The organism is Streptomyces sp. NBC_00466 (assembly GCF_041433995.1).
Classification (GTDB): domain Bacteria; phylum Actinomycetota; class Actinomycetes; order Streptomycetales; family Streptomycetaceae; genus Streptomyces.
The window spans coordinates 20,221-33,196 of record NZ_CP107896.1; the positions used below are offsets into that span (position 1 = coordinate 20,221).

The following is a 12,976-nucleotide window of genomic DNA, read 5'->3' on the forward strand; positions in this document are numbered from 1 at the left end:
CCACTTGTTGTGACCCGCGAGCGGCACGGATAGTTGTGCCGCCTTCACGGCGGGACCCGCGGGCGGGCGCGGCGGTCACGCTTGCGGTGGGGCGACGGATCATGTGCCGGCCGAAGCCACGCGCGGCGGAGACGCTTTCCCCGGGTGCGACACGGTAGAACCACTCCCCCGCGCCACGAAGAAAATCTATCGCGGCCAGAGTAGACATTCGGCTTCGCCGGAGTTAGCGTCTTCTCGTAGCCAAGACATCGAAGAGGGCACGGCAGACATGAACTGCCGTGCATGCAGGTCAAGCAGATCGCGGAACGGCAGTGGAGTGGCGGGGCCGGAAACGGTGGGTCCCACGACTGACTGCCGGGCCGAGCGGCTCCAGGAGCCGCGAGCAGTACCGCAAGTCCAGCAGTACGACCGATTCACCGAAACCGAATGAGATAAGGAGCAGACACCGTCAGGATCGCCCGGGCGAGGAAGAAGGCCGCCCGGGTACCGCAGACCCCAGAACGGAAGGTGGTCCCCGGTCACGCATACGCGATCCCCGCACTCCCGCCCTCCCAGGCGGATACGCGGAACAAGAAGGCCGGCGCGGTCAGCCGGCAGATGGTGTTGAAAGCTCGGGGCCCGGGTGCCGTACGGCACCCGGGCCCCTCGATGCGTCCCCGAAAGAAGAGGTTCTATGCCCCCTCGCAGTCCCCGCCCCGCCGACAGCCTCGATGACGACGACTATCCCGCTTACACCATGGGGCGGGCCGCAGAGATGCTCGGCACCACCCCCGCCTTCCTCCGCACCCTGGGCGAGAACCGGCTGATCACCCCGCTGCGCTCCGAAGGCGGCCACCGACGCTACTCCCGCTACCAGCTGCGCATCGCCGCCCGAGCCCGCGAACTCGTCGACAACGGCACCCAGATCGAAGCCGCCTGCCGCATCGTCATCCTCGAAGACCAGCTCGAAGAAGCCCAGCGAATCAACGAGGAACTGCGCGCACACAACACCGGGCGGGACCCGAGGACCTCGACCTGACCCAGCGGCGCTGTGCGGTGAGGTGGAGCGGCACGGCGAACCGGGCTCGGCCCTGCGGCGAGGGCGGGGGTGGCTTCAGGCGGGCCGCGGAACGGGCATTGCCGGAACGGCCGCGACCTCGCGGGTCTCGCGCATGATCAGCAGGCCGTTGGTCACCATCGGCGTCGCGGTCAGGGCGTACAGGTGAGGGCGGCGGCCAGCAGGGCGAAGGCGGCGATGAGGGCGGCGACGCGGACGTAGTGCCAGCGGTTCCAGCGGTTCATCTGCTCCTTCCAGTCCTCGGGCCGGTTCTCAGGGGTCCACGTCTTGTTCCGGTTGTTGATCGGGACGAGCAGCAGGAGCGACATGACCACGGTGAGGATCAGCAGCGCGCCGGCGGTGACGACGAGGCCGGTGCCGTGGTGGTGCCATCCGGCGACGGCCCGGACCGCGACGAGGACGAGCGAGCCGATGTACCAGACCGGCATGACGGCGCCGAGCATCCGGCCCCCGTGGGCGTGGCCGAGTTGGCCGCTGTCCTCGGGGAGTGCGTCGAGGATCGGGCCGATGACGAAGGCGACGGAGAACTCCACCCCCACCATCACGCCGACGACCACGGTGGTGACGACCTCAAGTGCGCTGAGCATGATGACCCTCCGATATCTAGCATCTAGCGTTGCTAGCTGATGAGGCAACGCTAGTACTACTGCCGCTTGATTGTCTAGCGGTGCTAGGATCGAATCATGTCGGTACAGGAACGCAAGCAGCGCGAACGGGCGGAGCGCGAGCGCCTCATCGTGGCGACGGCCCGCGAACTCGCCGAGCAGCAGGGCTGGGACGCGGTCACCACCCGCCGGCTCGCCGAGAGCATCGAGTACAGCCAACCCGTCCTCTACAGCCACTTCCGCGGCAAGCGCGAGATCATCGGCGCCGTCGCTCTCGAAGGCGCCGCCGAGATGGCCGTGGCGCTGCGGGCCGCGACCGCCGCCGCGGACGGTCCACGCGAGCGGGTCGCCGCCCTCGCCCGCGGCTACCTCGACTTCGCCGCACGCAACCCGGCGGTCTACGACGCCCTGTTCCAGCTCGACGGCGGCCTCGCGTACGCGCAGGAGGACACCCCGGAACCTCTCAAGGACGCGTTCGCCGCCCTTCTGGAGTGCCTCGGAGAGGTCGCAGGGGACAGTGTCCACCCGGGGCTGTTCACCGAGGTGTTCTGGGCATCCCTGCACGGGCTGGCGACCCTGACCCGCGCGGGACGGCTGCCGCCGCAGGAAACCGGGCCGAGGGTGGAACTGCTGGTGGACCGCCTCACCGTGCTCTGACACACCGTCCCGGCGGGCACGCGGCCGGGGCCCCCGGGGGCATGGCCGCGCCCCGGCCGGCCGGAGCCGGACACGGGGCGCAGCGCGTGGGTGCGGGGTCGGTCGGTTCAGGTCCAGATATCCCAGCCCTGGTAACCGTTGTCCTGAGAGGTTCCGTTGCAGACGTATCCGCGCAGGAGGTCGCTGCCGTTGGGCCCTGCGTTGGAATCGTCCAGGCAGCGGCCGGTGGCGGCGTTCTGGAGCACCTGCTCGTAGTAGCCATTCGCTCTCGTGCGGTTGACGATCCGCCAGCCCTGCCAGCCGCCGCTGAGGCTCTGGGGGTAGCAGGGGAAGCCGCGCAGATAGTCGGTGCCGTCCGAGCGGGTGGAGTCGTCCAGGCACAGTCCGGTGGCGCCGTTCTTGAGCTGGGCGTAGCCGTTGGCCATGGCGTTCACCTTCCACTTCTGCCAGCCCCCGTCGTAGTTGCTCTGGAAGCAGGGAAAGCCGCGCAGCAGGTTGCCGTCCGGGAGGCTGGGCGCGGACGAGTCGTCCACGCAGCGGCCGGTGTTGTTGTTTCCGCCGAGCCAGTAGGGCAGGCCGTTGGGGTTCCACCAGTCGGTGTTGCCGTACGCCTGCGCGGAGCCGCCGGTGGCGGCGATGCCACCGAGTGCGAGCGTCGCGGCGAGGGCGCCTTGGATGGCGCGTTTGGTGATGGTACGCATGCCGGATGAACCCCCCGTTTGTGCGTGGAGGACAGCCGTGATGGGTCCCCCTGTCACCGACGAGGCTACGGCTGTCTCCCAGCGCGCCAGGGAGACGAGAACCGGCCAAGGTGTCACCTATGCCCTGATTTCCAGGGTCGGCCCACCAGGTCGGCCCACCAGGGTCGCCCCACCTGGGGCGGACCTCCTCCACCGACCGCCTGCTACCGACTTGTTCCCCGGGGCCGTGGACGGCAGGTCCCGGCCGGGGTGCCGGCTGACAGCGATCCGGGGTGTCCCGCCTGCAGAACGGTGAACAACGGTGAACAGCCCCGTTGCCGCCCGGGCTTCGTTCGCCGGGGCGGCACCGTGAGCGCGGATCGGGTCAGCCGTCGGCACCGGCCGGGGACGTGGTGGTGGTGAAGCCCTCCTTCTTGTTGGCCTTGACGGCGAAGTCGTTGGTGAACGTCTTGCTGAAGTCCACGGGCGTGGTGACGGTCCCGACCAGTTTCTCGGTGGCCATCGCGGTCTTCGGGCCGCCCGCCGGCATGATCCCGTCCGGCAGGAACTGGCCCTTGTCCTGGTCCAGGGCCTTTATGTAGTCGGCCTTGGTGACCAGCTGGTTCTGTACGAACGACGCCGGCAGCTTGTCGGTGATCTGGGTCGCGCTGTGCTTGTCGATCCAGTGCATGGTGGCGACGAGCGCGTCGACGACCCTCTGCACCGAGTCCTTGTGCGAGTTCACCCAGTCGCTGCGGGCGAGCACGCTCGCGCCCGGATAGGCGCCTCCCAGAGCCGACTTGGCGCCGTCCGTGGTGGCCAGGTCGACCGCCGAGGCGCCGACGCCCTTCTTCTCGATCGCGGCGACCGTCGGCTGTGTCGTCATGACGCAGTCGGCCTTGCCGTTCTGCAGCGCGGAGACGGCCGTGGAGCCCGCACCGACCGCGAGCCGGTGGAACTGGTTGGTCTTGACGCCCTTCGCCGCCGCCATGGACTGGGTGAGAGTGTCCGTGCCCGAGCCCAGGTCGGTGACGCCGAGTGTCTTGCCCTTGAAGTCGGCAGCCGATTTCACGCCGCTCTTCTTGGTGCACATCTCCCGTTCGCCGGGCGCACCCGACAACTGGACGACGTCCTCGACCGCCTTGCCCTTCGCCTGGAACTCGATCGTGTGGTTGTACCAGGCGCCGGCCATGTCCACCTGGCCGGAGGCCATGGCCTCCTCGGCTCCGACACCACCGTTCTCCTCGGTGCTCAGCTGGACCTTGACGCCGTACTTCTTGTAGAGGCCGAGGTTCTGGGCGAGTTGGTAGGGCAGGTAGATCTGCTTGTCGATGCCGCCGACCATGAGCTTGACGGTCGGGGTGCCCCCGGAGCCGGACGACCCGGAGCTGCCGGAGTTGCTGGAACACGCGGTGGCGGTGCCGAGGGCGAGGACGGTGATGATCGCTGCGGTGAGGGTTCTCCTGAGCATGGCGAGGCTCACACCTTTCGGGATTGCTGATGTCTGTTCGGGCAGGCGGGTGCGGAATTCCCGGAGCGGGGACGGCATTCTTCGTTGCCGGTGAGGAAAGAAGGCACGGAAGCCGAGGAAGGGAATACGGGACAAGAGGGCTTGGGTCAGAGGGTGTTCGCCTCGGACGGGGCCGGCGGGCGCCAGGACAGCAGCCGGTGTTCGAGCTTGCCGATCAGCCACTCCGCGCCGAGCACGATCACCGCGATGACGAGCATGGTGGCGAACACGCCGTTGGGGTCGAAGTTGTTCTGCGCGGTCTTGATGACCAGGCCGAGCCCCCTCTGCGCGCCGAGGACCTCGCCGACGAGAGCTCCGACGATGGCGAAGCCGAAGGCGCTGTGCAGGCTGGCGATGATCCACGTCAGCGCGGAGGGCAGAATGACGTGCCGGGTGGTCTGCATCCGGGAGGCGCCGAGCACCTTGACGTTGGCGAGGACGTTGCGGTCGACCTCGCGGACGCCCTGGAAGGCGTTGAAGAAGACGATGAAGAACACCAGCACAGCGGCGAGCAGGATCTTCGGGGTGACACCGATACCGAAGGCGACGATGAAGATCGAGCCGAGAACGATGCGCGGGATCGCGTTGACCATCTTGATGTAGGGACCGAGCACGTCGGAGAGGTATCGGCTCTGCCCGAGCGCGACACCGAACACGATCCCGGTGAGGGAGCCCACGACGAAGCCGACGAGCGCCTCCTGGATGGTCGTCCAGATGTTCTGGTAGAAGGAGCCGAACTGGGTGCCGTGCTGGAAGAGGTCGATCAGCCGTTGCCAGATGCCCGACGGCTGCCCGAAGAAGAACGGGTCGACAATGCCCCAGCTGGTGAACGCCTGCCAGCCGCCGATCACGAAGACCGCGAGGCCGATACGGCCCGCCCACACCCGGGCGACACGACGCCGCGCGGCCCGCTGCGCGTCATTCACGGCCGGCCCCTTGCCGCCATCGGCCACCGGAACCGCCGGAACGGTGGATGTCGTACTCATGCCTTGCCTCCTGCGGTGAGTGCGTAGGCGCGCTCCACCTCTTCGCGCAGCGTGTCCCAGATCTGATGCTGGAGTTCGATGAACCGGGGCTGGAAGCGGATCTCCTGGACCGAACCGCGCGGGCGGGGCAGGTCGATGTCGAAGACCGCCTTGACCGAGCCGGGGCTGGACGTCATCACGACGACCCGGTCGGCCAGTGCCACCGCCTCGTCCAGGTCGTGGGTGATGAAGACGACGGAGGGGCGGATCTGCTCCCACAGGCTCAGCAGCTCGGTCGACATGATCGCCTTGGTCTGCACGTCGAGGGCGCCGAACGGCTCGTCCATGATCAGGATCTTGGGTTCGTTGATCAGGGCCGCGGCCATCGCCACGCGCTTGCGCATACCGCCTGACAGCTGGTGAGGGTAGCGGTCCTCGAACCCGGTGAGGCCGACCCGGCGCAGCCAGTCGCGCGCCGAGGCCTGTGCCTGCTGCTTGGGCACCCCACGGAAGACGGGGCCCATCAGCACATTGCCGAGAACGGTCTTCCACGGCAGGAGCGCGTCGCTCTGGAACATGAAGCTGACGCCGTCGGTGATGCCGTCCACCTCCCGGCCACCGACCTTGACCGAGCCCTCGCTGGGCCGGTCGAGACCGGACACCAGGCCCAGCGTGGTCGACTTGCCGCAGCCGGTGGGACCCACCACGGCGCAGAACTGGCCCGGCTCCACAGTGAACGAAACGCCTTGCAGCGCTGTGAATACCTCTCCGGCGGGGGTCAGGAATCGCTTGGTGAGTCCGGAGATCTCGATGCGCGCGTTCGCCTGGTCCGCCGCACCGGCGCCCGGGCTCGTCGCGACATCATTTCGCGAAGCCATGTGGGGCCGCTTCCTTTCTGCTTCTCGGATTTCCTCGACTGTCCCGGGAGCCTCCCGGGAGAATTCCCGGGGCCTCTCGGGCCGAGGAACAGGACGCTAGAGGCGGCCACGTATGACGTCGACGTTTCCGAGCTATCTCGCGATGGTTGCGTAAAGCGGGCTTCTGCTCGTATTGCTCAGCGGACGGAGTGTGGGCAGCGTCCCGGCCATGAGGCACAATCACGCCACCCGGGCATCCAGCGTGGCCGGCCCGGCACCTCTCACCACGGAACGAAGAGGCACCCGTGATACCCATGCGACTGGGGGCACACCGCGGAGGAAGGCGGAGGCTTTCCACCCGGATCTTCGCCAACCAGCTGGTCATCCTCGCGCTGACCGGACTGATCGGCTACGTCCTGTTCGCCTTCGCGCAGCGGGCCGAACTCGACCGCTCCTACGAGCAGCGGGCCCTGGACATCGCCCGGACCACGGCTGCGGAGCCGCAGGTCGAGCGAGCGATGGCGGACGGGGGCGGCGGTGACGTGGTGCAGACGGTCGCCGAACGGATCCGCCGGGCGTCCGGGGCCTCGTACGTGGTCGTGATCGACCTGCACGGCATACGGCACTCGCACCCCAGACCCGACCTGATCGGCGACCCGGTGGCCGAACCGGTCGTGGTGAAGGACGGCCGCCCGCACGTCGGCACCGACCAGGGCGCGACCGGACGGTCGGCCAACGGCAAGGCCCCCCTGTACGGGCCGTCCGGTGCGTTGATCGGCGAGGTGTCGGTGGGCCTCCCGGAACACGACGTGCTCGGCGAGCTATGGCACGAACTGCCCCTCTTCGCGCTGTATGCCGCGATCGCCACCGCGATCGGCGCGGCAGCGGCCTATCTGCTGGCGCGGCGGCTGAAACGGACCACGTTCGGCCTGGAGCTGGAGGAGATCGCCGGCCTGCTGCAGGACCGCGAGGCGATGCTGCACGGCATCCGGGAGGGCGTCGTCGCCTTCGCTCCCGACGGGAGGATCACCGTCGTGAACGACGAGGCAAGGCGGCTGCTCGGCCTGGGCAGCGCGCTCGGCCACCGGCTGGAGGAGGTCCTGCCCGACGGCCGGCTGCGCCGTGCCCTGGACGGCACCCTGACCGGCACCGACGTCAGTGTCCTGACCGACGACCACTGCCTCGTCGTCAACCACATGCCGGTCACCCTGCAGGGCCGTGAGCTGGGCGCCGTGGTCACCGTGCGCGATCGCACCGAGCTGATCGGACTGATGCGCGAACTCGACTCCGTACGCGGACTGACCGATGCCCTGCGGGCCCAGCAGCACGAGTTCACCAACCGGATGCACACCGTGGCCGGGCTGCTGGACATCGGCGAGCACGAGTCCGCATACGAGTACGCCATCGAGACGGCCCGCTCCGGGCAGGCCCTGACCGAGGCCGTGCGCCGGCACATCGGCAACCCGCTGATGGTCGGGCTCATCGTTGCCAAGACCACCGTCGCCGCCGAACGCGGGGTTCGCGTCTCCCTCACCGACGACTCCGCTCTCGGCGACGACCCACCACACCTGCGGCGCCTGCTGACCATCGTCGGCAACCTGCTCGACAACGCCATCGACGCGACGGCCGAGGCACCACCCGCCGCCGGAGGACGCAGGATCCGGCTGACACTGGCCGAGGGCGACGGGCTGATCGTCATCCGGGTGGCGGACAACGGTCCCGGCATCGGTCCGGGCACCGCCCAGTCGATCTTCGAGGACGGCTGGTCCACCCGCCCCGAACGGGACACCGCACGCCGCGGCCTGGGGCTGGCCCTGGTGCACCGGCTGGTGCAGCGGCACGGCGGCACCATCACGGTCAGCGAAGGCCCGGGCGCGGTCTTCACGGCCCTGCTGCCGCAGCCGGCCACATCACCGGTATCGCAGGCCGCACTGTTCCCTGCCGGGTCGGCACAGGGAGGCGACCGCCGATGATCCGCACCCTCGTGGTGGACGACGACTTCCGGGTCAGCCACATCCACAGTGACTACGTACGCCGGATCCCGGGCTTCGAGGTGGTCGGCGAGGCGGGGAACCTGGCCGAAGCACTGACAGCGGTCCGCAGCCTGCACCCGGACCTGCTGCTGCTCGACATCTTCCTCCCCGACGGCAGCGGACTCGACATCCTGCGCCGGCTCAGCCTCGACCAGGACGACACCCGCCCCGACGCCCTCATGATCACCGCCGACCACGACATCGCTTCCGTACGCGCCGCGATGAAACTGGGTGCGGTCGGCTACCTGGTGAAACCGTTCGGCTCCGCCGACCTCGCGGAACGGCTCAACGCCTACCGCCAGCTCCACGACCGCGTCGACTCCCTCAGCCGGACGACCACAGCCGACCAGGCCGACGTGGACGCGCTGTTCAGCGCCGCCCGTCCGCCGGCCATCCCCCGGATCCCGGCCAAAGGTCACTCCGCGCCCACCCTCACCACGATCCACCGGGCCCTGCGCACCGCCGGCAGCGCCCTGTCGGCCGCCGAAGCCGCCGAGGCGACCGGCGTCTCCCGCGCCACGGCCCAGCGCTACCTGTCCTACCTCGTCAAGGAGGGCACGGTCCGCCTGGAACTCCGCTACGGCACCAACGGCCGCCCCGAACACCGCTATCGCATTCAGAGCTGACGCGTAGATTCACTCCCCCGGCCTCCTCCTCCTCCCGCCGCCGAGGAGACCGGACACGTCGTCAACTGCCGGACGTGGCAAGCCACTCGCCGATCCGCCCCGGGTGGTCCGTGGTCACGGCGTCCGCTCCGATCCCGACCCAGCGGAGCAGGTGGGCGCGCTCCCCCGTGGGCCAGGCATCCACCTGGATACCGGTCTCGTGACAGCGGTCCACGAGGTCCCGGGTGAGCTCGGGCTTCAGCTCCGGGCACACCCAGGTGGCCTTGAGGTCCAGCGCATCCTTGATCATTTCGACGCCGGGGTGGTGGGTGATCAGACCACGGGGGACGTGCGGCAGCCATCGGGCGGCCTCCTCCACCGCGGCCTTGCTGAAGGAGGTCAGCACCACCGACGCGGGCAGCGGGGTACGGCGCTCCCGCTCGGCAAGCGCCTGCACCGCCTCCAGGGCCTTGATCTCGATCTGGACGACGTCCCCGCAGACTTCCATCGCCTCGTCGAAGGTGGGTATGCGCTCCCCCTCCCCCGCGTCCAGCGCCTGGAGATCGGCCAGTGTGAAGTCGACGACCAGACCGGTGCCGTCGGTCGTACGGTCCACGGCCTTGTCGTGGATGACGACGAGGTGGCCGTCGGAGGTGAGGCGGATGTCGAGTTCGATGCCGTCGGCGCCGAGCGCGAGAGCCCGCCGGAAGGAACGCAGGGTGTTCTCCGGCTCGTCGGCCCGGGCTCCACGGTGTGCGTACACCACGGGACGCCTCACGGGGTGGTTCACAAGTGCTCCTCGATCATGGGGCCGTAACGGTCGACGCCCTTGCGCAGCTGGTCGGCGACCTCCGAAAAAGCCTGCTGTGCCGGGGCGTTCGCCGACCATATGCGCTGCAGAGCGGTGTAGATCCGCACGTTCGCATTCGGAATCGTCATGCGCACCTGGTCGCAGGCGCGCGTGAGGTCCAACTGTCTGACGGCCGTGGCGAAGTTCGGGTCGTCCTTCATCAGCTTGGCGAGGGTCGGCTCCTTGACCGCAGCCGGAACCACGGGCAGGTATCCGGTCTCGACGGCCCACTGCGCGGCGTTCTCAGGGCGGGCCAGAAAGCGTACGAACCGGGCAGCGGCCTCCTTGCGTTCCCGCGGCACGCGCTTGAATATGCCCAGGCCGCCACCGCCCGTGTTGACCGCGAACTTCTCCTTCCTCGGCAGGAAGCCGGTGCCCAGCTCCCAGCCGTTCGCCTTCGCCAGCTCGTTGATCTTCTTCAGGCCGCCGGTGGAGGTGACGAGCGTGGCGATCAGCTGGTTGCCCAGGTCGGCGGTGGGCTCGGTCGCCATGTAGGCGATCTTGTCGTGGAAGATCAGCTTGCGCTGCCACTCGCCCGCCGCCACGGCGCCGCCCTCGTCGATGGTGACGTCGAGGCCCTTGGAGTACGCCCCGCCCCACTGCCAGGCACTGCACTGGAACTGCCAGTCCCCGTCGACTGCCTGGTACGCCTCCAGGGCCACCCGCTTGCCGCCCACTCTCTGCCGGGTGATGTGGCGCGACCAGTCGTAGAGCTCGTCGTAGCTCTCCGGGGGGCGTACTGGTACGCCGGCCTTCTTGAAGAGGGTCTTGTTGTAGTAGAAGAGCGGCGTGGAGCGCGCCAGTGGCAGCCACCAGGTGTGCCCCTTGCGGGTGCCCTCGCTGAGCAGCCGCGGATTGTAGGTCCGCTCCAGCTCACCCCGTGCGAAGTAACTGTCCCAGGGTTCCAGGGCGTCGCCGAAGTAGAACTTGTACCACTTCACGTCGGACAGTACGCACAGGTCGGGGGCCTGTGCGCCGAGCAGGCTGATGACCGCCTTCTGGGCGCACTCGTCGTAGGTGCCCTGGAACTGCACCTCCACGTACACGTCCCGCTGCTCGCGGTTGAAGGCGTCGACGAGTTTCTGCAGGGCCGGGCCCACCGGATCCGCGAACGTCGACCAGAGCACCACCCTGGTGCGCCCCTTGAACGCATCGGGCACCGACCCGCCGGGCTGTGCGACAGTCCCCGTGGTCTGGCCGCAGGCGCTCAGTGCCGCGGCCAGGCCCAGCCCCGCGCCTGCCCCGAGCGCCCTGCGTCGGCCGAGCACGGGTCCCGCGAGCTCCCGCAGCGACGTACGCGTCATTTCCCGGCTCCCTGCGTCAGCCCCGCGATGATGTAGCGCTGGGCGAAGAAGAACACGACGAGGACCGGCACGATCACCATGACGGCACCGGCAAGGATCACTCCCCAGTTGGCGAAGGTCTCGGTGTTCTTGAGGAAGAGCAGGCCGATGGGGAGGGTTCGCATGTCCGCGCTGCTGGTCACGATCAGAGGCCAGATGAAGTCGTTCCACTTGCCGACCATCACGACCAGGGCGACGGTGATCACCATCGGGCGCGACATCGGCAGCACCACCCGGAACAGAATGCGCAGATGCCCCGCACCGTCGATCTTCGCGGCGTCCGTGACCTCCTGAGGCAGTGTCAGCATGTGCTGGCGCAGCAGGAAGGTGCCGAACACCGAGCCGAGGCCCGGCGCGATCAGGCCCGCATAGGAGTTGACCCAACCGAGCTGGGCGATGGTCAGGAAGTTCGGCAGCAGCGTGACGTGGCCGGGCACCATCATCGCGCCCAGCAGGAACAGGAAGAGGACCTTCTTGCCGGGGAACGGCAGGAACACGAATGCGTACGCACACAGCAGGGCGGCGATCAGCTCGATCGCGGTGCCGATCACCGACACGATCAGAGAGTTGAGGAAGAACCGGCCGAACGGCGCGGCGTTCCAGGCGTCGGAGAAGTTGGACCACCGCAGGTCCGTGGGGATCCAGTGCGGGGGGTAGCTGTAGATCTGCGGGTTGGTCTTCAGCGCCGAGGAGATCATCCAGTACAGCGGACCACCCGCGATGACGGCGACCAGGACGAGCAGCGCGTACAGGCCGAAGCGCTGGGCACGGCGGGCACCGGAGGGGCTGTCGGTGGCGACCGGGCGGGCGTCCGGCAGGGAGTCGGTGCTTGTCACTGGTAGTGCACCTTTCGCTGGAGGAAACGCGCCTGGAATCCAGTGATCAGCAGCAGCACCACGAACATGATCATCGCGCCGGCCGATGCCCGGCCCGCGTCGAAGGTGCGGAAGCCCTGGTCGTAGATGAACCAGCTGAGGATCGAAGTGGAGGTGCCGGGGCCGCCGTTGGTCATCATGGCGATCACATCGAATGCCTGGAAGGTGCTGATGGTGCAGGTCACCAGCAGGAAGAAGGTGACGGGCGAGAGCAGCGGCAGAATGATGCGGCGCAGCCGCGTCCACGCTCCCGCGCCGTCCAGGGCCGCCGCCTCGAACACGTCCCGGGGCAAGCCCTGCAGACCGGCGAGGTAGACCACGGCGACGAAGCCGGTGTTCTTCCAGAGGTAGACCAGGACGAGACCGGACAGCGCCCACTTGGAGTCGGTCATCATCGCCGGGGCGGTCAGGCCGAGGGGGGCGAGCAAGGGGCGTATCAGCCCGTAGTTGGGATCGAAGAGAAACAGCCACAGGGTGCCGACAGCGGCTCCGGAGAGCACGTACGGGGTGAAGGCCAGCGTCCGTACGACGTCCCGCCCGCGCAGCCGCTGGTTGAGCAACAGGGCGGTGGCGAGGCCGAGTACCAGTCCGCCCGCGACGATTCCGACGACGAACAGCACGGTCGTCCACAGGCTGCCGCGGAAGTCCGGGTCGGCGAACAGCGACGTGTAGTTGTCCAGGCCGATCAGGTGCCACGACGAGGAAACCATGTCCCAGTCGGTGAGGCTCAGATAGGCGTTGTAGATCACCGGCCAGTAAGCGAAGACCAGCAGGAAGAAGAAGTTCGGGGCGGCGAAGGCGGCGAACAGCAGGTACTCGCGCCGCCGGCGCCGTGCGCGGGTCCTGAGCCCTGTCCCACCGGCAGTCGCCGGACTTGGCGGGGCGGCTCTGCCGTCCTGCATTAACTCGCTCGTCAAGACAGCGTTGTCCTTCCGGTGA

The 12,976-nt window shown here is 68.5% G+C and carries 13 protein-coding genes; 4 read left to right on the forward strand and 9 right to left on the reverse strand.

What is annotated here, in order from left to right:
- Positions 1–673: 673 nt before the first annotated feature.
- Positions 674–1,018 (forward strand): MerR family transcriptional regulator, encoded by a 345-nt coding sequence (locus OG210_RS00100; protein ID WP_328333950.1) that lies wholly within the window; start codon positions 674–676, stop codon positions 1,016–1,018.
- 170 nt (positions 1,019–1,188) lie between these two features.
- Here the strand turns inward: OG210_RS00100 and OG210_RS00105 are convergent, their stop codons facing one another.
- Positions 1,189–1,644 carry an anthrone oxygenase family protein gene (locus tag OG210_RS00105; RefSeq protein WP_371534656.1) on the reverse strand — a complete coding sequence of 152 codons (456 nt, stop codon included), beginning with the start codon at positions 1,642–1,644 and terminating at the stop codon, positions 1,189–1,191.
- Between the two features lie 96 nt (positions 1,645–1,740).
- Here OG210_RS00105 and OG210_RS00110 point away from each other — a divergent pair, with 96 nt between their 5' ends.
- Positions 1,741–2,319, forward strand: coding sequence for a TetR/AcrR family transcriptional regulator (locus OG210_RS00110; RefSeq protein WP_328333946.1), 579 nt, complete (start codon positions 1,741–1,743; stop codon positions 2,317–2,319).
- A gap of 107 nt (positions 2,320–2,426) precedes the next feature.
- Here OG210_RS00110 and OG210_RS00115 read toward each other — a convergent pair whose 3' ends face one another.
- From OG210_RS00115 to OG210_RS00130, 4 genes are all read right to left on the reverse strand, one after another.
- Positions 2,427–3,020, reverse strand: coding sequence for an RICIN domain-containing protein (locus OG210_RS00115; protein ID WP_328333944.1), 594 nt, complete (start codon positions 3,018–3,020; stop codon positions 2,427–2,429).
- Between the two features lie 364 nt (positions 3,021–3,384).
- A complete protein-coding gene (locus tag OG210_RS00120; protein ID WP_371534659.1) occupies positions 3,385–4,470 on the reverse strand; it encodes an ABC transporter substrate-binding protein in 1,086 nt (361 codons plus the stop codon).
- 146 nt (positions 4,471–4,616) lie between these two features.
- Positions 4,617–5,495, reverse strand: coding sequence for an ABC transporter permease (locus OG210_RS00125; protein ID WP_328333940.1), 879 nt, complete (start codon positions 5,493–5,495; stop codon positions 4,617–4,619).
- Positions 5,492–6,352: an ABC transporter ATP-binding protein gene (locus OG210_RS00130; RefSeq protein ID WP_328333938.1), complete on the reverse strand. Its 861-nt coding sequence runs from the start codon at positions 6,350–6,352 to the stop codon at positions 5,492–5,494. Before OG210_RS00130 ends, OG210_RS00125 begins: the two co-directional genes overlap by 4 nt.
- A gap of 293 nt (positions 6,353–6,645) precedes the next feature.
- Here OG210_RS00130 and OG210_RS00135 point away from each other — a divergent pair, with 293 nt between their 5' ends.
- Positions 6,646–8,304 (forward strand): sensor histidine kinase, encoded by a 1,659-nt coding sequence (locus OG210_RS00135; protein WP_328333936.1) that lies wholly within the window; start codon positions 6,646–6,648, stop codon positions 8,302–8,304.
- Positions 8,301–8,990, forward strand: a complete 690-nt coding sequence (locus OG210_RS00140) for a response regulator (protein ID WP_328333934.1) — start codon at positions 8,301–8,303, stop codon at positions 8,988–8,990. Before OG210_RS00135 ends, OG210_RS00140 begins: the two co-directional genes overlap by 4 nt.
- 61 nt (positions 8,991–9,051) lie before the next feature.
- Here OG210_RS00140 and OG210_RS00145 read toward each other — a convergent pair whose 3' ends face one another.
- Genes OG210_RS00145 through OG210_RS00160 form a run of 4 tightly spaced genes read right to left on the reverse strand, consistent with a single transcriptional unit; the run spans position 9,052 to position 12,954 of the window.
- Positions 9,052–9,759 carry a glycerophosphodiester phosphodiesterase gene (locus OG210_RS00145; RefSeq protein WP_328333932.1) on the reverse strand — a complete coding sequence of 236 codons (708 nt, stop codon included), beginning with the start codon at positions 9,757–9,759 and terminating at the stop codon, positions 9,052–9,054.
- Positions 9,756–11,123, reverse strand: a complete 1,368-nt coding sequence (locus tag OG210_RS00150) for an ABC transporter substrate-binding protein (RefSeq protein ID WP_328333930.1) — start codon at positions 11,121–11,123, stop codon at positions 9,756–9,758. Before OG210_RS00150 ends, OG210_RS00145 begins: the two co-directional genes overlap by 4 nt.
- Positions 11,120–11,998, reverse strand: a complete 879-nt coding sequence (locus OG210_RS00155; protein WP_328333928.1) for a carbohydrate ABC transporter permease — start codon at positions 11,996–11,998, stop codon at positions 11,120–11,122. The genes OG210_RS00150 and OG210_RS00155 overlap by 4 nt, the downstream gene beginning before the upstream one ends.
- Positions 11,995–12,954, reverse strand: coding sequence for a sugar ABC transporter permease (locus OG210_RS00160; protein WP_328333926.1), 960 nt, complete (start codon positions 12,952–12,954; stop codon positions 11,995–11,997). The genes OG210_RS00155 and OG210_RS00160 overlap by 4 nt, the downstream gene beginning before the upstream one ends.
- Positions 12,955–12,976 lie beyond the last annotated feature (22 nt).